Here is a 19,639-nt window from a genome sequence, read left to right on the forward strand (position 1 = left end):
GCGCTATTTCCCGAACTTGGCGCTGTCGGGCTTCCGCTTGCCGGCGAACGAGGCGGACAGTTCGTGGCTCTCGTCCGTATCGAGATAGGGCCGGAGCAGCAAATCGTGTGACACGCGGGCGAGGCCGGAAACGCCGCCATGACGGGCGTTGAAGGCCGCCTTGATCGAGGCCAATGCGAAAGGTCCGCGCTCGGCGATTTCCAGTGCGAACTGTCGCGTCTCTTCCTTCAACTTGTCGTCGGGGACGACTTTGTTGATCAACCCGATCTCGAGCGCCTCGCGCGCGGAGATCTTCGGATTGCGGTACCACATTTCCTTAGCCTTCTTCTTTCCGACGAGGTCCTCGAGGTACCAGGTGCCGTATCCGGCGTCGAAGGATCCCATCATCGGCCCGACCTGCCGGAAGACCGCGCTCTCCTTTGCGATGGTAAGGTCGCACACGACCTGCAAGACGTTTCCGCCGCCCACTGCAAAGCCATTTACGCTGGCAATGACGGGCTTCTGCAGCCGGTCGATTGCTTCGTACATCTCCAGGGTCGGAAGAACGCCGGCGTAGAGGATCGTCTTCTCCATGCCTTCCTTTCGACCACCGATGCAGAAAAACTTGTTGCCGGCTCCGGTAATCACGATCACGCGCGTGCGCGTCTCGCGCCGGATGTCATTGATGCAGTCACGGATCTCGTGACACATTTCGACCGTGAACATATTGCCGTCATCCGGCCGATTGAGCGTGATGGTTCCAATGGGGCCATCCTCTTCATAGATGATCGTGTTGAAGCTCATGGTTCTTTCCTCCTTATGATGTTCCGTTCCTGTCGGAGCACTTCGCCGAAATGTTCAGGTCCGCGCGCGACGCGCGTGAGCGAATGTGCCCGTCGATCAAGACTCCCTGTGCAGACTTGCGTGGCGTCTCGACGCAGTTGCGCCACGGGACGAATGGCTGGTCGCATCCATCTCACGACCTCCTGTCAAACACGACCGCGGCCTTGCCTTGAATCCCGCCCCGCCCGATCAGCTCGAGCGCGGCAGGCAGTTGGTCAAAGGCGAATGCCCTCGTGGCCGGCGGACGCAGGGCGCCGCTCTCCCACAGGCCGAATATCTCGGCCTGAGCATCGGTGACCCGTTGCGGCATCCGCTCCCGGTAATCGCTCCATTGCAGGCCGCTTACGCTGATGTTCTTCACGAGGAGGTAGTTCGCCTTCACCGACGGGATTTCACCGCCGACAAAGCCGATCACGACCAACCTTCCACGCCACGCGAGCGCACGCAGCGCGGCTCCGAAAAATTCGGCTCCGACGGGATCGAGCACGACATCCACGCCGCAGCCCTCCGTTGCGGCAAGCACCTGTGCACGCAACTCCTCGCGGAGATCCCGCCCGCTGACATTGATCACAACATCCGCGCCGCACGCACGCACGAAGTCAACCTGGTCCGGCTTGCGAACCGCGGCCAGAACGCGCGCGCCGAAGGCCTTGGCAAGCTGGATCGCCGCGACGCCGACACCGCCCGCGGCTCCTCCAACCAGCACGGTTTCACCCGACTGCAAGCTGGCGCGGTCGCGCAACGCGAAGTAGGCGGTCTGGTAAACCAGTCCCATAGCGGTCGCGTCGGCAAATCCGAGCCTATCCGGAAGGCGGAACGTATCCTCTGGTCTGACCAATGCCTGTTCGGCGAATGCGCCGTGCTCAAGCTGGCTCAGCACGCGGTCGCCCGGCGCGAAGCCCCGCACGCCGGCCCCTACGGCTCGTACGACGCCGGCGATTTCCTTGCCGGGGACAAACGGTCGTTGCGGCAGGATTTGGTAGTGTCCGGACACCACTAGCACATCCGGATAGTTGATGCCGGCTGCCGCAACGTCGACCAATATCTGGTCGGCGGCAGGCACGAGATCCGCGACCTCAGCGAGCCTGAGGGCAGACGGCGGTCCGAATTCGACGACTTGATAAGCGCGCATCAGACCCGCTCCTTGGACAGTAAGGTCTCGGTCTGGGCGCCGAGCAGCGGGGCAGAACGGTTGAGCTCGCCACGAAAGCAGGCCGCAACCGGTCCCGGGATCGCCGGAATGGATCGCTCGTCGGTGACGACCTTCTGGACAAACAGTCCGCGAGCGGCAAAGTGCGGATCAGCGACAGCTTCCTCGAGGCTTACGACGATCGAGCAGCAGACGTCATAGCCCTTAAAGACGACAAGCCAGGTGTCTGCCGTTCGGCTGGCAATGATGCCGGCGACGACACGTTTGACCGTTTCGGGATCGGCGTCGGCGCGGCGCAGTTCGGGGGCAAGTCCGATCAGCTCACAGAAATTATTCCAGAACCGATCCTCAATCGGAGCAGCCGCCAAATAGCGCCCGTCGCCGGTCCGATAAATCTGATAGCGAGGACTGCCGCCCGTGACGAGAGCATCGCCACCACCCGGCCAATCGCCGGTCGCGAACCCGTTTCCGAGTCCCCAATAGGCAAGCGGAAGTAAATTCTCGCCCATCGCGATGTCGAGATAGGCGCCCTCACCGGTTTGATCTCGCCGACGCAGCGCCAGCAGAATATTCACGACCGCAGGCAGCGCACCCGCCGCGAGATCGGCGATGAGGACGGGAGGCACCACCGGCGCGCCGTCACTGCCCCGGCTCAGCCCGAGCAACCCGGCTTCCGCCATGTAGTTGAGGTCATGGGCCGCGACTGCCGATTTTGGCCCGCTCTGGCCCCAGCCGGTGATCGCACAATAGATCAGGCGAGGATTGACCGCGCACAAAGCCTCGTAGCCAAAGCCGAGCCGATCCATCACGCCGGGCCTGAACTGCTCCACGACGACGTCGGTTTGCCTGATCAACGGCCGCAGGCGCTCAAACGCATCCGCGGCCTTCAGATCGATGGCGATGCTTTCCTTGCCGGCATTGAGGAGATGGAAATTCGTGCTGTTCTCGCCGAGCTTCGGCGCGTAGCTGCGCATTTCGTCGCCGCTTCCAGGCCGCTCGACCTTGATCACACGAGCACCGGCCTCCGCCAGCATCAAAGTCGCGAACGGTCCCGGCAGTAGAGTGCTGAAGTCGAGAACGCGGATATCCTGAAGGGGGCGCATCATCAAAACGCTCACTAGGCCTTTGCTGTGGACTTGCTTGCAACGGCGGACGGCTGAATCTCGCCGCGACGTACCTGCAGTGTTAGCTCCCGCTTCAGGATCTTGCCGCTCGCGGTGAGAGGAAATTCGTCAACGCGAACGAAGTATTCCGGCATGTCGTATTTTGAGATGCCCTGATCACGCAGATGCTGCATCAGGTCGTCGACCTCCGCGGTCCCTGAGATCGCGATGCATACGCGCTCGCCGAGCCGGTCGTCAGGCACCGGAAATGCCGCTACCCGGTCAACTTGCTTATGACGAACGGCGACGGCCTCGATATGCGATGGGTAGATGTTGTGACCGCCGCGGATGATCAGGTCTTTCAAGCGACCCTCGATCCGAAGATTCCCGGACGCGTCGACAATGCCGAGGTCGCCGGAGAGGAACCAGCCGTCTCTGTTGAAGCTGGTCTCGGTGGCAGCTTGGTTGTTGAAATAGCCGAGCATCAGCGCGGCACCGCGCCCGCCGATCTGGCCGACCTCCCCGGGTCCCACCTCCTTGTCGGAATCGGACGGATCGAACAGCCGGACCTCGTAAGCACTCCCACCTCGGCCGCAGGTCGTGACGATCACATCGGGGGAGTCATCAGGATGCGTGTATTGATGCGACGAATTCTCGGTCATGCCATAGACGTTCTGCGGCTTCACGCCTTGATCGACGAAAGCGGCAGCCGTGGCGGGCGGGATCGGCGCTCCGGCCATGTAGAACACCGACACCTTGCCAAGTGCGCGCCGCCCCGCCCGCTGCTGCTCGGCGAGGATATCCATCGCGTGGGTCGGTACCCCGAGCACGTAGGTGGCGCCGGTCGCATCGATCCAATCGAGGCGGCTCATGCCGGATGGGGGATCATCCGTCACAAACCGACCGCCGCTCAGCAGCCACTGCGCGACGCCGACCCAGGCGATATGATGCGACAACGGTGAAAGCGACAGAAGCACTGTGTCGGCGCCGTGCCGCCAGTCCGCGACCAGGTCCCGCGCATTGGCAAGCAGAGTATTGTCGGAGTGCATCACGCACTTGGGTGCAGCCGTCGTCCCCGACGTGAAGGCGAGATAGCTGACCTTGTCGGGATCGTCGCAAGGCGGCGTTGCGCAACCGACCGGCGCAGGGAACGTATCCGGCGTATAGACCATCTTCAGGCTGGGAAGCCTGACGAGCATCGAATCGAGATCGACCTTGGCACGATCGGCGCCCCATCCGGGTTCGGTGAGGAAGGCGCGCACCGACAATGTCGACAACAGGTCGACAATTTCCGCGCAGGTGTAGGTTTTGTGCAGCGAAGGATTGCAGGCAAATCCCTCCCGCGCACAGGCGAGGAACATCACGACCGCTTCGATCCGGTTCGACATCCAGATCGAGACGCGATCGCCGCCGACCAAGCCGAACTCGCGAAGACTACTGGCGACGCCGTCGACCCAAGGAAGCAGCTGCGACCATGACACTGCACGCCGACCGTCTTGAAGAGCGATCGCGTCGGGACGCTCGAGAGCGTGCCGGCTCAGCAAGCTGTAGAAGGTGTCCTTCCGCCAAAGCCCTTGCTGGTAGTAGCGGGTCGCGTCCGCCGGGTGATGAAGGGTGAGGAACGGTCTCATGACGATCTCGCGCTTGCAGCATGAATTGGGCGCTGTGGGTTACGACCAAATCAGCAACGGCCGTGCCATTCCGTGCACAGCCACTGGAACTCGAAAATCCGTAGATATTTCAGTGTCCGGTCTCTCGGCACCAAACCGATCGTGTCCTCTGCGGCAACAAATGTCCTTGCCAGCATCGTCTCGCCGTGCTCACGTGTCCTCAAAACGGACACGAGGAAATGCCAACGACACCCCAAATCGCGGGAGCAGCGCTCCTCGGCAAGGACGGTCAGACGACTTTCAGCACCGGGCTCGGCTCCGACCCCCGCTTCAAAGCGCTGGTCGCTGATCGCGCGTGGCTGAACGAGCTGCGCGAACGGCGGCTGACGACCCTCAATTTGGACCGCAAGGTCTATGCGGTTCTGCTCGCTCCGGCGGCGGACGGCGAGTTGCTTGTCGTCAGCCACGCACCGGGAGATCCGCTTCTGCATTTCGTCGGCAGCGTGAATTTTGCGTGGGATATCATTCAGTATCTGCTGACCGATCCTCACGATGCGATGACGATCGTCGACGATCAGTCCCGTCTTGTATTCATTTCACCAATCCACGAGGCGTTCTTCGGCCTCAAGCTCGGCGAAGGCAACGGCAAGCCGGTCGAACAGGTGATCGAGAACACCCGATTGCACGAGGTTGTGACCACGGGAAAGGCCGATGTCGGCGCCATACAACGGATGCGCGGCGCGGAACGCGTGGTGTCACGGGTCCCGATCAAGCGCGACGGCCGCGTGCTTGGCGCCATCGGGCGCGTCATGTTCAAGGGACCGCAACAGCTCGAAGCGCTGAGCCAGCGCATTAAGGATCTCGAGGGCGAGCTCGAGTTCTACAAGCGAGAAACCGAAACGCTGCGCGCGCGCGACTATGGTCTGGAGGCGATCATCGGCCGAAGTCCGGCGGTGCAGCGCTTGCGCGCGCAGATCACGAAGGTGGCCGCCCTGGAAATTCCGGTCTTGATCCGCGGCGAGAGCGGCACGGGCAAAGAACTGGTCGCCCATGCGCTGCATCAGCTGAGCCCGCGCCGCGACCGATCAATGATCAATGTCAATGCCGCCGCACTGCCGCCCAATCTCGTGGAATCCGAACTGTTCGGATACGAGCCCGGCGCCTTCACCGGCGCGGACAAGAAAGGCCGCAAAGGCAAGTTCGAGCAGGCAGAAGGCGGCACGATCTTTCTCGATGAGATCGGCGACATGCCGCTGGAGGTTCAAGCCAAACTGTTGCGCGTCCTTCAGGACAGGATTGTTGAGCGCGTGGGTGGTGACCGAGCAAGGTCGGTTGATTTCCGTCTCGTATCTGCCACGAACCAGGATTTGCAGTCGATGGTGGAGCGCGGGGATTTCCGCCTCGACCTGTTCTATCGCATTTCCCCGATCGTCATCGAACTGCCGCCGCTTCGAGAACGAATCGACGACATCCCGCTACTCGTTGCAAAGTTTTTGCAAGATTTCGCCTATCGGCATGCGCGTCCCCTGCCCGGCATCAGCCCGGAGGCACTTGCGGAGCTCGCCGAACGCTCCTGGCCCGGCAACATTCGGCAGTTGCAGCACGAGATCGAGCGCGCCCTCGTGTTTTCGGACGGCCTCCTGATCGGAGTGGAGGATCTCTCCGAAGTGCCGCGTCGTCCCCACAACACGCTGAGCCGGAAAGTCGAGCCCGCCGCTGGACCACGCGAACTCAAGCAGGTGATTTCCGAGGTCCAGCACGAACAGATCAAGGAAGCCATCGCGGCTTGCGGCGGCAACAAGAAGAAGGCCGCCGCAAACCTCGGTATCTCGCGGTCTTTTCTTTACAAGCGCCTCGCCGAAATCGAGGCGCAGGGTAACTGACCGACAGGTGGTGGGGCAGATCTTTCGCCCCACCTGGTCGGGCTACTTCCTGACGAGAGGACACTCGCTCTCGGAAAGAGGCCGAAAGGCATCTTCCGCAGGAATCGTCGCGACCACGTTCATGAGGTCCCAGGCGCTCCTCGACTCCGAAGGTTTCTTCGCCTGCAGCAGGTACATGTCCCGCATCATCCGCCCATCCTCGCGGATCGTTCCGTTCTTGGTCATGAAATCGTTGACCGGAATCTTTTTCATCTGCGCAATCACTGCAAGAGCTTCATCCGTCCCAGCGGCCTTCACCGCCTTTAGATAGTGCATCGCCGCGCTGTAGATTCCGGCCTGGAACATTGTCGGAGGCTTTCCTCCATGTCGTTCAGCGAAGCGCTTCGCAAAGGCACGAGTTTCGTCGTTCTGATCCCAATAGTAGGCCTCGGTGAACAGCAAACCTTGGGCGTCCTTCAGACCAAGGCTGTGGACGTCCGTGATGAGAACCAGCAGTCCAGCAAGCTTCTGTCCGCCTGCCGTGAGTCCGAATTCGGAGGCCGCCTTGATCGCGTTGACCGTATCGGCGCCGGCGTTCGCAAGACCAATCACCTGAGCCTTCGATGATTGTGCCTGCAGGAGGAAAGACGAGAAGTCCGAGGTATTCAGCGGCGCCTTGACGCTGCCAAGCACCTTTCCACCGTTCTTCTTCACCACCGCGGACGTGTCCTGCTCGAGAGCGTGGCCGAACGCGTAGTCCGTGGTCAAGAAGAACCAACTGTCCGCCCCACCCTGCTTCATCATCGCAGTCGCGGTACCTTTCGCCAGGGCGTAAGTGTCGTACACCCAGTGAATGCCGTTGGGAGAGCAAGCCTTTCCGGTCAGCGCAGTCGAACCTGCCGCAGTCGTGATCGCGACCTTGTTCTTCTCCTGGGAAATCCCTTGGACCGCGATCGCGACCGCGGAGTTGCCGAGGCCAAGGATCGCGTCCACCTTCTCGACATCATACCAGCGCCGCGCGATTGCACTACCCACATCAGCCTTGTTTTGAAGGTCACCCGAGACTACTTCGATCGGCTTGCCATTGACGCTGCCGCCGAAATCCTCCACCGCCATCTTGACGGCGACGACGTCGCCGGGTCCCTGAATGTCGGCATAGGGTCCCGACATATCGTCCAGAACACCTATCCTGACCACGTCGTCCGAGATTTGGGCTCGGACACCGACCGCCGAACCGACCAACGACACAGCGACGATTGCCGCCGCAAGACCGCACCGCATGCTTACCTCCCTGTTTGCTCGGGTCTGGCTTAGCAACTCGGATGCCAGTCGGCTTTTGCATAGAGATTCCAAGATATTTGGTTCTTCTCCGCGGCGTGACTGACCTCAGGGAGGACACGTGTCCTTGAAACCATCACCAATGAACAGCCTCTCACCGGCACCCACTGCGCCGCACCATCGGGTAGTTGCATTGCACCGCACTTGTTTGAATATTCAGCAGCGCATTCTTGTTCGGGAGACACGGGGCTATGAGCGAACTCGATAGGATCGATCGACGCATTCTGCGGGTCCTTCAAGAGGACGGACGCATTCAGAACGTCGACCTCGCCAAGAAGGTTGGTCTTTCCCCCTCGCCATGCCTGCGTCGAGTTAGGATGCTCGAGGACTCGGGCGTGATAGAACGCTACGTCGCCCTGCTCGACGCTTCAAAGATCGGCGTGGGGATGACTGTGTTTGCCCGCGTCTGGCTGAAAGCTCAGGATGCTCAGACTGTCCAAACCTTCACTGAGGAGGTGCAGCGTCTGCCTCAAATCGTGGAGTGCCATTTAATGGCGGGAGATTGTGATTTCCTCCTCCGCGTGGTGACGGCCGATCTTCAAGCCTATCGTCAGTTTCAGATTGATCACTTGACCAAAATCAAGGGTGTGCAGAGCGTGAAGACCGAGATTCCGATGCAGAAAATCAAGCTCACCTCCGAACTGCCTCTGTGAACGCTGCCCTTGTCTGCCGAGGCCAGGAAGCTGAAGCCCCCCGGAGATGTGAAATTATCGAGATTGTGACGGCTTTTTTCTCTTTTGGGAGCTAGGCAGTTGCAGAGCGGCACGATATTTCGCGACCGTACGCCTTGCTATGCGATAGCCCTCTGCCGACAATAGGCCGGCCAACGTCGCATCGGTTGCCTTTTCATCCCGCCCAATCAATTCAGCAATTCGGGCTTTAACCTCGTGCACCGAGACCTGGTTGCCGCCGCTGGTCGAAATGCCGTCAAAGAACAGATCGCTGAGCCGCAGGCATCGATTCTCGAGCCTAACAATCAGGTGCTGACGCACGCGCCCGACGGTGGTCTCGTGCAGTCCCAGCGCGGTTGCGACCTGGCGTCTCGTTACAGCGACCGGGGCGCTTCGGATTCCCCTCATGAAGTCGCTCTGAAGATCAAACACGCAACGAGCAACGTCCGCAATCACGCGGTCGCGCCGTTCAAAGGACCGCAGCGTCGCAGACGCAGCGCTCGCGGCCCGGGCAGCGGCGCGCCCCTCAGGGTGCGTGATGGCCAGTTTCGGCTGCAGCCACGTGCCACGCTCAAGAACCCAGCCGGTTTTCTTGTCAAAGTGGAGAATTAGATCGGCGGACCTTATCGGTATGGGTCCGGCACCGAACGCTGTTCCAGGTTTGGGGTTGAGGCCACGTAGACGGCCGATCAAAAGCGGAAGTTCGGCCATCGGCACACCGGCGGCGGCGGCCAGATCGGCCAGCCGGCCGACCGCAAGATATTCGAGATGCGCCGTAACTGCAGCCATCGGCGGGGTGAGCATTCCCTCGGACTTCAGCTGCAGCTCGAGACACTCACGTAGCGAACGCGCGAACAATCCGGCGGGTTCGGCTTGCTGTAGCAGTTGCAACACCGCCAAAGCCGTATTGGCGTCCTCCCCCGCTTCTGCCGCGATGTCGTCGACCGTACAAGCGACCCATCCGGTTGGCTCCAGCGCAGTGAGCCAAGCCATAGCGACCCGGTGCAATGAGCGATCCTTAACCAAAAACTGAACCTGCGGCAGAACATGCGCATACAGCGAGCCTTCCGTACCCGCATCGTCCTTAAAGGCGTGATGCCCGACCCTCCGCAAGAAAGGAGCACGTTTTGCAACAGCTTCGTCATCGAGAAGAAAAGACAGTCGCAGAACAAACGAATTGACAGCGGAACGTACCAAGTTCTCCAAATACGTCGGTGTCGGCCATGCCAGCATTTCGGCAAACGAAATTGTGTTAGCCAATGACGCCCCTTGGGGTCGTCCGCTTGGACGCATGTGCGGGCTTGGTCCTTCACGCACGTTAGAGGCAGCTCCGTTCCCTGTGTCCCATGGGACATGCGATTGCACGCAGACTACGCAGTTTCGTGGATTTTGTCGGCACCGGACCGCCATGGCGCCGCTGCATCCTGAACATCGTGATGCGCTCCATGCGGCTCAACAACGGACGCTCCTTCTGCCGGTTGAGACAAGCTCGATGTAAGCCAGATTGACCGCGTTCATCGACGCAGGCTGATTACTACAACATTGCAATCTCACATCACGGACCGGTAGAGGCTGCAAACCTGGGCGAAATTCATGTCACGGGGATTCGCGGCTATGAGGCGAGTAATTTTCTGGGTCACCTCTTCGGCCATCGGCTCCACATCCGCCTCGGTCACGCCGAGCGCGGAAAGCCGTGTTTCAAGTCCGCTCTCGGCGAGCATCTCTTCAAGCCTTGAAACGAAGGCGTCGGCGGCAGCACCAGGAGAAGAAAAGCGCTTTCCCGGCAACACGACCGGGGCAAGTTCTGCATACTCCTTCGCAGCCGCCGGCAGATTGAAGCGAAAGACCGCCCCCATGACAAGCGCGTTGGAATGGCCATGCGGGACATGGAAGCGGGCTCCCAACGGATAGGAAAGCCCGTGGACAGCTCCGACGGATGCGTTGATGAACGCCATGCCTGCAAGCGTAGCGCCCAGCAGCATCGCATTGCGCGCTTGAAGATTCTTACCATCCGAGAGCACGATCGGAAAATTTTCGACGAGCAGAGCCAGTCCCTTCAGCGCGACTGCGTCCGAGATCGGGTTCTTGCGGGTTCGACTGGTAAAGGCCTCTATGCAATGCACCATGGCGTCGAGCGCGGTGGCTGCGGTAACATGGCGCGGCATCCCCAGCGTCAGCTCGGCGTCGAGGAGCGCGATGTCCGGCATCAATTGAGGCGCAAAGATTGCCCTCTTCTCGTTCGCATCATTGGTCAAGACCGAGACGAACGTCACCTCTGAGCCGGTGCCGGCGGTTGTCGGTATCGCCACCAGAGGCAGGCGATTGCCCTCGACGCGGTCGTTGCCAACCATATCATCCAAAGACTGCTCCGAATTGATCGACACCGAAACGACCTTTGCGGTATCGATCGAACTGCCGCCTCCCAAGCCGACAACGCAATCGCAGCCGACATTTCGTGCCAGCTGCACGGCAGCCCGGACCACCGAATAAGGTGGATCGGCCGCGACCTGGTCGAAGATTGTCGTTGCCGTCCCGCCCTTGCGCATCGCATGCGCGGCGCGTTCGGCAAAACCGCTGGCGACGATGCCTGGGTCGGTGACGATCAGTGCGTGGCGCCAACCGGCCTGCTCACAAAGGCCCGCCAGTTCCGAAAGACTGCCTGGCGCGCAGATCAGTTTTGGTACAGCAAGAAAATGAATGGCCGACATTGCAGTCCTCCATGACCCGAGATCAGGGAGCGGTCGAATGGGATTCGACTACCCTCTGCATTCGATAGGCCGCACCGACGCTGCAGCTATCCGACAACCGTCTTGGGCAAGACGGGCAGCCCCGGGTCAACTGAGCTTGAAGCCCGAGTAGCCATTTGCTGCGCTTTCCTTGAATTTTGCGATGTAGGTCGGGAGGCCGAGCGGGAAGTTCAGGCTCTCGACGGGCTTACCCGGGATGTTGGAGCCTTGGTACCAGGACTTGGCGCGCGGGAAGAGCGACGACGCCCAGAAGTCCGCGATCAACTTGCGCCACTCCTCTTGTGCCGCGGGATCAGCTTCGATGCGCGAGATCTCCTGCTTGCGCAGATGGCACATCAGCTCGATCATCAGGTCGCCTTGGTACTCGGCGCTGCTCGGACCATTGCAGAACCCGCACGGCGATTGCGGCCCGTAGCCGAAGAGCAGGTTCGGGAAGCCCGCCGTCGCAACACCCAAATGGGTGCGCACCCCGTCGGACCACACCTGCTTGAAGGTCTGGCCCTCACTGTTGTGAATGTCGATGCTGGTGAGCCCGCCGGTCACCGAGTCGAAGCCGGTCGCGAAGGCGATCACGTCGACCTCGACTTCGCTGTCCCTGGTCACGATGCCGTTCTCGGTGATGCGCAGGATCGGCGTCTCGTTCAGGTCGACCAGCTTCACGTTGTTCTGGTTGTAGATCTCGTAGTACCACTGCTCGAGCGATGGCCGTTTGGTCCCAAACGGATGCGGCGCTTTGGTCGGTGCCAGCTTTTCGGCGACCTTTGGATCCTTGATACGGGCGCGGACCTTGTCGCGCCAAAACGCGTAGGCGAAGTCATTGGACTTCTCGTCGAAATACGTGTCTTGGAAGTTGGCCAACCAGTATCGGAATCCGCCGGCGTTCCAAAGGTCCTCATAGACCGCGTTGCGCTCGGCCTCAGAGACGTCCGTGGCGTTCTTCGGCACGAAATCGAAATCGAAGCCAGCGAAGCATTGGCCGCGCCGTTCGAAAGCCGCCGGCAATTCGGGCTTCATACGACGGTTATCTTCGTCGCTGAGCTGCTTCTGATGCATCGGCAGCGCGAGGTTCGGCGTACGTTGGAACACCGTCACGTGTTTGGCGTTCAATGCCGCCTCTTGCGCGACCTGCACGCCGCTTGCGCCGGTGCCGATGACGGCGACGCGCTTGCCGGCCAGGTTCACGCCGCCCTGGGGCCACAGTCCCGTGTGGTGCCACTCGCCTTTGAACTTGTCGAGTCCCTCGATCTTGGGTGTCGCGGGACTGGCGCCGAAGCCGAGATTGGCGATCACGAACTTGGCGCGGATCGGTTGATGCCCGATCGAGCGGACCGTCCACTCGCGCTTGCCCTCATCGAACTCGGCCGACTGCACCCGGGTGTTGAAGCTGATGTCCCGGCTGAGGTCGAGCTTGCGATCGACGAAGTGGAAGTATTCGCGCATCTGCGACCAGTCCGGAAACAGCTCCTTCCAATTCCACTCCTTCCACAGCTGCTCGATCGAGTATTGGTAGATCTGGCAGTGCGTGTCGACACGGGCGCCGGGATAGCAGTTCCAGTGCCAGATGCCGCCGATATCCTGGCCGGCGTCGACCAGATGCACCTTGAAACCGAGCTCGCGCAGCTGGTGCAGTTGGTAGAGTCCGGAAAAACCGGCACCGATCAGAAGAACGTCAAGGCGCTCATTGATCGAATTATTCATGGTGCTCATTGTGTCATCCTCAATTGGCTGATGGTGCGGCTGTCGCACCGGACTGTTGTGTCTGACTTGGTGTTGACGCGCGCGGGCAACCGCCCACGATCAAGGTGTGCCGGCGTGCGCTACATCCACCGTAGTGGCCAGCATCCGGGCCTCGCGCGCGGCCGTGCGGGCCCCCTCGTCCCAGTCGGGTGCGGCGCAGAGGAATAGCGTCTTGCCGTCGACTCCGCCCAGCGCAACGGCGAAGATGCCCTCGGGAGCGGTATCGATTTCATCCAAGATCTCCCCGCCCTCCGCCATGCGGACCGCCCGCCGATTGATGGTGTCGGCGAACCACACCGCACCTTCAGCGTCCAATGCCAGGCCATCGGGGATGATCTTTGCACGTTCGAGACGAACTCCGACGTTCGCTTCGTTGCCGAGATCACCGCAGTTCGCGAAGTCGCGACGCGGCCCCAGTGTGCTATCCGGTCGGATGTCGAATTGGGAGATCCTGTTGCCGAACAGCTCGTTGACGATGAGCCTCTTACCGTCTGGCGTGATGACCGATCCGTTCGGGAACGCCAACCCATCGGCGACGATCTGCGAGCTGCCGTCCGGCCGAACCAGCACGAGCGTGGTGTTCTCGTGGCCGGCGCCGCCCATTAGGTCGTAGCCGAAGTTGCCGACGTAGGCATTGCCGTTTGGCGCGACGACCATATCGTTGGCATGACCGCCGCACTTGTCCCAGATGTCGGCGTGGACAACCAGGTTGCCGTCCCGCTCGAGCCGCATCACCTTGCGGTCCTTCATCGACACCACAAGCATCCGGCCGTCCGGGAGCCAACCGAGACCTGAAGGCTGCTTCTCGACGTGGACGACCTTCTCTGCCCCACCGCCGTCGACGCAGTAAACACCGTGCGTATAGAAGTCTACGAACCACAGCTTGCCGTCGTGCCAGCGTGGTCCTTCCAGATAGGTGAACCCATCGGCCACCGTCTTCAACACTCGCTTTTTCATTTCTAGAGTCCTCCCCGTTCAAGATTGATCCGGACGGTTGATCCGGAACGCGCTTCTTGCTTGGGATGGACGCTCACTTCGTGCCAACCGGCTGAAGACCACTAACTTCTTGATATCAAACGAACCGCTCGGACAATTCCCCGCTTGGAATTCTCAAAATGAGAATCTAAGCGTGCCTTCCATTCCAACATTGAGAAGCCAGGTCGTGCGTGCCGAATTGGGCAAGCAGCCAACCACTTGCTCGCAATGCCGAACCTCGCGGTTTGCACGGCACCAAAGCGATCGCGCGTGCCGCACCGGCCAGGCGGCTTGCAGCGGGTTCCGACCGGGTACAGAGTCCCGGTCGATCAGTGATGCTTGGCAGGATTTTACTTGTGGGACAGCGCGTTATAGGATGGTTGCGGCCGCAAGAACCAAACACCCAAAAGGGACAAGAGCGGCACTGCTGATGGCTGTGATGGAGGCACGCTGATGCAGACAGGCGATCTGTCGCGAATTGGATCCAGAGAGTATGCGCGCGAGGTCGCCCATCTCTGGGATCGGCTGTTAGGGGATTACGAGGTCAGCCAGATCGGTGTCCGCGATATCGTCTATCAATCCTGGTTGCGCTGTAAGAAGATTGGCGTCGATCCTCTGAAGAGAGCCGCGCCGAAGGCCCCTCCACTCGCGCGGCCAACGGCGGTGAGCGAAGCGCGATTGCGAGCGGTTGTGCATGCGTCGCTGAACTCCGTCGCGCCATATCTGAGCGAGGCACGATCCGTTTTGATCGGCAGCGGGCGCACTGGCAATCTCTTCTTCGTCGGAGGTGACACACACCTGTCGGAAGCGCTTGCCGAGAATTCAGTCGTCGCGGGCGCCACTTGGGAAGAGACTAAAATCGGCACGAACGCGATCGGTACCGCTCTTGAGATCGAACAAAAGGTTCTCATTCATGGCGAGGAGCACTTTTGTAACGCCGGAAAGCCTTGGAGCTGCGCTGCTGACGTCATCCGAGATCCGGTAGATCGGAGCGTTCTCGGAATAGTCGACCTCACCGGACCGGCAGAAGCAGTAGCGCTTCGAGCGAATGCGCTGATTTCAGCCCTCGTCGAGCGCATTGAAAGTGAATTGTCGCGGCTAGACCTGCTGGATCGCATCAATCTCATCGACCTCTTCCACGAGAGGAAGCGACTGGGCGAGGGATTGGTGGTCGTCGACCGGCGCGGTCTCATTATCCGTGCGACCTCTCAGTCACCGCTCGAAGCGGCCAATATTCGTCAAGGTGAGTACCTCGCCGGGCTGAAAGGGCTCTCCTCTGATAAGTGGACACTCGATCTCACGCACGAGGTGCTCCACGGCGCTGAGGTTGAATGGATCGCGAAAGATGACGAAGTGATCGGCGCTGCGATCCACGTCAGCCCAAGGCCGATACAAGCGCCAGCGCGCGCAAACTTGCCGACGCCGCTAAAGACCCTGCAAGATTCCGCTCCATCGCAATCCCTGCTGGTGCAGAAAGCGGCGATCCTTGCGCAAAACAGCTTGCCGGTGCTAATCACCGGCGAGACCGGAACCGGCAAGGACGTGCTGGCGAACGCAATTCATCTCTCGGGTCCGCGAGCACGGAAGCCCCTTATCTCGGTCAATTGCGCGGCAATTCCGCGTGAACTCATCGGGGTCGAGCTATTCGGGTATGTTGAGGGAGCATTTACGGGCACCCGGCGCGGCGGCATGTCCGGCCGGATCGAAGATGCCAATGGCGGCACGCTCTTTCTGGATGAGCTGGGCGACATGCCACTCGACGTGCAGCCCTATCTTCTCCGCGTCATTGAAACCGGCCTTGTCTCTCGCCTGGGCGAAAGCCGGCAGCGGCAGGTCGATGTGCGCATTATTGCTGCGACGAACCAACCGATCGAGCAATTAAAGGACGACGGCCGTTTTCGTTCTGATCTGTACTACCGGCTGAATGGCGCGCGACTCCATATTGCGCCGCTGCGTCAGCGGCGCCAGGACATCCCGGCCTTGGCCGAGCGGATCTACGCGCAGATTCGCAAATCCGATCAGTCCCGCCCGCTCGATCGCGACGCTATAGATCATCTCATGACCCAGGACTTGCCGGGCAACACCCGGGAGCTCAGGACCAAGATTGAACGCTATGTTGCGGGTTTGCCGATCGACGATGACGCTCTGAAGCCGCCGTCGGCTGCCGCAGGCACACTGGCGGGGATCGAACGCGACGCAATATTGGGCGCGCTGGCACGCCATGGAGGCAACGTCGGCTTGGTTTCCGACGAATTGTCGATTCCCCGCTCAACCCTGTACCGAAAACTCGCGGAATATCGCGCGAAGGGATCCTAAGGCATTCGCTAACGGTCGCATGGACGGTGCGAGGCGAGACGCCTGATCGCATCTCGCCAGGCGATTGTCCTGCCGCGACCTCAGTTCGGCGGCCGTTTTGCGCGCACCTGGCGCGATCGGCGGTACATCACCACCATCTTCTCCTGGGTCATGTCCCGCATCGTATGAGGAATGCCGCCGACACCGTATCCTGCCTCACGGCGTCCGGCGAACGGCATCCAGTCGGTTCGGAACGTCGTCGGATCGTTGATCATGACCGCCGACGCATCAAGCCGTTCGCTGGCGCGCAATGCGACGTCAATGTCATCGCTGAAGATGCAGGCTTGGAACGGTGCACGAAGGGCATTGGCCCGCGCGATCGCCTCGTCCAGTTCCGCGTATCGATACAGGCAGGTCACCGGACCGAAAACTTCTTCGCGCGATACTCTGGCATCAGCCGGTGGATCAATGAGTACGGCTGGCTGCAACGTGGTCGCCGACAAGGTGCTCCCGCCGCTCGCACGGCGCGCCCCGCCCGCAACGGCTTGCGCGACCCAACTCGCGACCCTCTCGACTTCGCGTGGGTGGATCAGAGGCCCGACTTCGGAATCTTGAGATGTTGGATCACCGACACGAAGCCGTCCGACCTCGGCAACAAACCGCTCTGTGAATTCGTCGGCGATATCCTCGTGAACGAAGATTCGCTGGGTCGAGACGCAGACTTGCCCGGCATGGTAGTAGCCACCCTTGACCAAGGGCGTGATCGCATGGTCCAAATCCGCACTGCGGTCGACGATGGCAGGCGCGGCGCCCCCGTGCTCGAGGGCTGAGCGCGTGCCCGGCGCAAGCTTGCTGTGCAATCGCCAGCCGACCGCTGCCGAGCCGATGAAGCTGAGGAAACTGATGCGGGGATCGCAGGCGAGTTGCTCCGCCAATGCCGAGCTACGCGGGATGAACGTCTGGCACCACGGACCCGGCAGGCCGGCTTCTTGCAAGAGCGCCACAAGATCACGGCAACTCAACGGTGTAGCACTCGCCGGCTTGACGATGACCGGACAGCCCACGGCGATCGCCGGTGCAACCTGGTGGACGATCAGGTTGAGCGGATGGTTGAAAGCCGAGATCGCAAATACGATGCCAATCGGCTCACGGGTCGTGAACGCCCATCGTTTCTCCGATGCGGCCGTGAGTCCCATCGGGACTTCGCGTCCAGCGAAGCTGCGAAGTTCATCGGCCGCGCAATGCAGCCCGTCGATCGCGCGCGTGACCTCGATCGTTGCGTCTTGCAGAGGCTTGCCGCCCTCACGCGCGATCTGGATCGCGAATTGCGCGCGCCGGTCGTCAAGCAACGCCGCGGCACGTCGCAGTATCCCGGCACGCTGATGCGGCGCGAGCCATTGGTCGCGCGCATTGAAGGTGCGCAGCGCCGCTTCGAGCTTGGTCTCCATCGCTGCCGCGTCATCGACCGCAATCTCGGCGAGAGGCGCTCGGTCGTACGCCTGGACCACTTGCAGCATTGGACCCTCCCTATGACCGGTCGATGGCCGGGGTCCGGTTGCCGAGCTCGTCGACCAGGACCCGGAGGTTCTCGGAATAGTCGATCGGGACGTCGACCAGATGGACGCCTCCGACCTTGAAAGCTGCTTCCAGCGTCGGCAACAAGGCGTCGACGGAGGTCACACGAGATCCCTTGGCGCCGTAGGATTCCGCGTAGCGCACGAAGTCCGGATTGCCAAAGGTCAGGCCGAAATCCGGGAAACTGTCCACCGCCTGTTTCCACCGGATCATGCCGTAGGCCCCGTCGTTCAGGATCAGAACCACAAGATTGAGCTTGAGCCGCACTGCGGTCTCCAGCTCCTGGCTGTTCATCATAAAGCCGCCGTCGCCGCAGATCGCCATCACGCGACGCTCCGGATAGAGAATCGCCGCCATCATTGCCGACGGCAGGCCGGCGCCCATCGTGGCCAGCGCGTTGTCGAGCAGCAGCGTATTGGCGACGTAGGTCCGGTAGTTGCGCGCGAACCAGATCTTGTACATGCCGTTGTCGAGCGCGACGATGCCGTTCTCGGGCATCACCTGACGGATGTCGTGGACGAGCCGCTGCGGCGTCACCGGCCAGCGGCTCTCGGTCGCGCGATCGGCAACGCGGCCAAGAATGCTTTCGCGGAGTGGCAAGAGGGCCTTGGCCTGCGGCAACTTGCCCTCGATCCGATCCGCAAGCAGCTCCAAGCTCGGGCCGACGTCGCCGACCACTTCCGCATGCGGAAAATAGACCTGCTCGACCGTCGCCGGCGTGTAGCTGACATGAATGACTTTCGGCCCGCCCGGCCCCATGATGAACGGCGGCTTCTCCACGGTATCGTGGCCGATCGCGATGATCAGATCGGCTTGATCGATTGCCTCGTGCACGTAGTCACGCTCGGAGAGCGCCGTCGTCCCCATATACTGGCTGGTGCCGCCGGGCACCGTTCCCTTGCCCATCTGCGTCGTGAAGAACGGAATGCCGGTGCGCCGCACGAAGCCGGCGATGCCGAAGGTCGAGCGCGGTCGGCTCGCTGCGGCACCCAGCATGATCAGCGGCCGTTGTGCAGCCAGAATGATCTCGGCGGCACGATCGAGCGCCGCGCGATGCGCCACCGGAATGTCAATGGGATGGATCGGAATCATCGGGACCGGCTCGACCTCGTCGCCGGCGATGTCTTCCGGCAGTTCAAGCAGCACCGGGCCCGGTCGTTCTTCCATCGCGACGCGAAACGCGTCGCGAACCAGCGTTGGAATGCTCGCAGCACTGACGATCTGGCGCGACAGCTTCGTCAGCGGCTTCATCGACGCAACGACATCGACGATCTGGAAGCGGGCTTGCCTGCTGCTCATAATGGCCTTCTGCCCGGTCAACATCAGCATCGGCATCGCACCGAGGTGGGCGTACGCTGCTCCGGTCGAGAAATTGAGAGCCCCGGGACCCAGCGTCGATATGCACACGCCTGGCCGACCGGTGAGCCTCCCATGCGTCGCCGCCATGAAGGCGGCGGCCTGCTCGTGCCGGGTCAAAATAAGGGCGATCTTCGAGTTGCGGAGCGCTTCCACCACGTCGAGATTCTCCTCGCCGGGCACCCCGAAAATGCGGTCGACGCCCTCATGCTCCAGCGCTGCGACAAGCAGATCCGCCCCCTTCGCCATGTCTCAAGCTCCTTGCGACGCGAACCGTCCCTGCGCGGCTGGCCGCACCCGCGGCGCACCCGTGCTTCAGTGATTCAATTCTCATGACACGCGCCTGCGGCGGCCAATCCGGCCACGCACGGCGGACACCGACCGCGCGGCCGATCCTT

General features: G+C 61.4%; 14 protein-coding genes. 3 read left to right on the forward strand and 11 right to left on the reverse strand.

Annotated features, from left to right (window positions below):
- Window positions 1-3: 3 nt before the first annotated feature.
- The 4 genes from BI327_RS10490 to BI327_RS10505 all read right to left on the reverse strand — a co-directional run bounded on the left by BI327_RS10490 (window position 4) and on the right by BI327_RS10505 (window position 4,706).
- Window positions 4-783, reverse strand: coding sequence for an enoyl-CoA hydratase-related protein (locus BI327_RS10490; RefSeq protein WP_076860176.1), 780 nt, complete (start codon window positions 781-783; stop codon window positions 4-6).
- 172 nt (window positions 784-955) lie between these two features.
- Window positions 956-1,954, reverse strand: coding sequence for an NADPH:quinone oxidoreductase family protein (locus tag BI327_RS10495; RefSeq protein ID WP_076860177.1), 999 nt, complete (start codon window positions 1,952-1,954; stop codon window positions 956-958).
- The gene (locus tag BI327_RS10500; protein WP_076860178.1) at window positions 1,954-3,078 is read right to left on the reverse strand and encodes a CaiB/BaiF CoA transferase family protein; all 1,125 of its coding nucleotides are present in this window, start codon (window positions 3,076-3,078) and stop codon (window positions 1,954-1,956) included. Before BI327_RS10500 ends, BI327_RS10495 begins: the two co-directional genes overlap by 1 nt.
- An 11-nt stretch (window positions 3,079-3,089) precedes the next feature.
- Window positions 3,090-4,706, reverse strand: coding sequence for a class I adenylate-forming enzyme family protein (locus BI327_RS10505; protein ID WP_076860179.1), 1,617 nt, complete (start codon window positions 4,704-4,706; stop codon window positions 3,090-3,092).
- A gap of 218 nt (window positions 4,707-4,924) precedes the next feature.
- Between BI327_RS10505 and BI327_RS10510 the strand changes: the two genes are divergently transcribed.
- Entirely contained in the window at window positions 4,925-6,568 is a 1,644-nt protein-coding gene (locus tag BI327_RS10510; protein WP_076860180.1) for a sigma-54 interaction domain-containing protein, read from the forward strand.
- Between the two features lie 42 nt (window positions 6,569-6,610).
- On the opposite strand, the gene BI327_RS10515 is transcribed toward BI327_RS10510, so the two are convergent.
- Window positions 6,611-7,828 carry an ABC transporter substrate-binding protein gene (locus BI327_RS10515; protein ID WP_076860181.1) on the reverse strand — a complete coding sequence of 406 codons (1,218 nt, stop codon included), beginning with the start codon at window positions 7,826-7,828 and terminating at the stop codon, window positions 6,611-6,613.
- Between the two features lie 248 nt (window positions 7,829-8,076).
- On the opposite strand from BI327_RS10515, the gene BI327_RS10520 reads away from it, so the two are divergent.
- Entirely contained in the window at window positions 8,077-8,538 is a 462-nt protein-coding gene (locus tag BI327_RS10520) for an Lrp/AsnC family transcriptional regulator (RefSeq protein WP_076860182.1), read from the forward strand.
- A 54-nt stretch (window positions 8,539-8,592) separates the two neighbouring features.
- Here BI327_RS10520 and BI327_RS10525 read toward each other — a convergent pair whose 3' ends face one another.
- The 4 genes from BI327_RS10525 to BI327_RS10540 form a co-directional block, all read right to left on the reverse strand.
- Entirely contained in the window at window positions 8,593-9,816 is a 1,224-nt protein-coding gene (locus BI327_RS10525) for an RNA polymerase factor sigma-54 (protein WP_159450430.1), read from the reverse strand.
- Window positions 9,817-10,106: 290 nt separating this feature from the next.
- Entirely contained in the window at window positions 10,107-11,264 is a 1,158-nt protein-coding gene (locus BI327_RS10530; protein WP_076860184.1) for an iron-containing alcohol dehydrogenase, read from the reverse strand.
- A 126-nt stretch (window positions 11,265-11,390) separates the two neighbouring features.
- Window positions 11,391-13,010 carry a flavin-containing monooxygenase gene (locus BI327_RS10535; protein WP_076860185.1) on the reverse strand — a complete coding sequence of 540 codons (1,620 nt, stop codon included), beginning with the start codon at window positions 13,008-13,010 and terminating at the stop codon, window positions 11,391-11,393.
- Window positions 13,011-13,100: 90 nt separating this feature from the next.
- Window positions 13,101-13,997: an SMP-30/gluconolactonase/LRE family protein gene (locus BI327_RS10540; RefSeq protein WP_076860186.1), complete on the reverse strand. Its 897-nt coding sequence runs from the start codon at window positions 13,995-13,997 to the stop codon at window positions 13,101-13,103.
- Window positions 13,998-14,468: 471 nt separating this feature from the next.
- Here BI327_RS10540 and BI327_RS10545 point away from each other — a divergent pair, with 471 nt between their 5' ends.
- A complete protein-coding gene (locus tag BI327_RS10545) occupies window positions 14,469-16,331 on the forward strand; it encodes a sigma-54-dependent Fis family transcriptional regulator (RefSeq protein ID WP_076860187.1) in 1,863 nt (620 codons plus the stop codon).
- A gap of 80 nt (window positions 16,332-16,411) precedes the next feature.
- Here the strand turns inward: BI327_RS10545 and BI327_RS10550 are convergent, their stop codons facing one another.
- Window positions 16,412-17,827, reverse strand: coding sequence for an aldehyde dehydrogenase family protein (locus BI327_RS10550; protein ID WP_076860188.1), 1,416 nt, complete (start codon window positions 17,825-17,827; stop codon window positions 16,412-16,414).
- Between the two features lie 10 nt (window positions 17,828-17,837).
- A complete protein-coding gene (locus tag BI327_RS10555; protein WP_076860189.1) occupies window positions 17,838-19,490 on the reverse strand; it encodes an acetolactate synthase large subunit in 1,653 nt (550 codons plus the stop codon).
- Between the last annotated feature and the right edge of the window lie 149 nt (window positions 19,491-19,639).

Source organism: Bradyrhizobium mercantei, from assembly GCF_001982635.1.
In the GTDB taxonomy this organism is placed as follows: Bacteria; Pseudomonadota; Alphaproteobacteria; order Rhizobiales; family Xanthobacteraceae; genus Bradyrhizobium; species Bradyrhizobium mercantei.

Coding starts and splice junctions, on each gene's coding strand:
- BI327_RS10490 (WP_076860176.1), bottom strand. CDS start 783: ATGAGCTTCAACACGATCATCTATGAAGAGGATGGCCCCATTGGAACC.
- BI327_RS10495 (WP_076860177.1), bottom strand. CDS start 1,954: ATGCGCGCTTATCAAGTCGTCGAATTCGGACCGCCGTCTGCCCTCAGG.
- BI327_RS10500 (WP_076860178.1), bottom strand. CDS start 3,078: ATGATGCGCCCCCTTCAGGATATCCGCGTTCTCGACTTCAGCACTCTA.
- BI327_RS10505 (WP_076860179.1), bottom strand. CDS start 4,706: ATGAGACCGTTCCTCACCCTTCATCACCCGGCGGACGCGACCCGCTAC.
- BI327_RS10510 (WP_076860180.1), top strand. CDS start 4,925: ATGCCAACGACACCCCAAATCGCGGGAGCAGCGCTCCTCGGCAAGGAC.
- BI327_RS10515 (WP_076860181.1), bottom strand. CDS start 7,828: ATGCGGTGCGGTCTTGCGGCGGCAATCGTCGCTGTGTCGTTGGTCGGT.
- BI327_RS10520 (WP_076860182.1), top strand. CDS start 8,077: ATGAGCGAACTCGATAGGATCGATCGACGCATTCTGCGGGTCCTTCAA.
- BI327_RS10530 (WP_076860184.1), bottom strand. CDS start 11,264: ATGTCGGCCATTCATTTTCTTGCTGTACCAAAACTGATCTGCGCGCCA.
- BI327_RS10535 (WP_076860185.1), bottom strand. CDS start 13,010: ATGAGCACCATGAATAATTCGATCAATGAGCGCCTTGACGTTCTTCTG.
- BI327_RS10540 (WP_076860186.1), bottom strand. CDS start 13,997: ATGAAAAAGCGAGTGTTGAAGACGGTGGCCGATGGGTTCACCTATCTG.
- BI327_RS10545 (WP_076860187.1), top strand. CDS start 14,469: ATGCAGACAGGCGATCTGTCGCGAATTGGATCCAGAGAGTATGCGCGC.
- BI327_RS10550 (WP_076860188.1), bottom strand. CDS start 17,827: ATGCTGCAAGTGGTCCAGGCGTACGACCGAGCGCCTCTCGCCGAGATT.
- BI327_RS10555 (WP_076860189.1), bottom strand. CDS start 19,490: ATGGCGAAGGGGGCGGATCTGCTTGTCGCAGCGCTGGAGCATGAGGGC.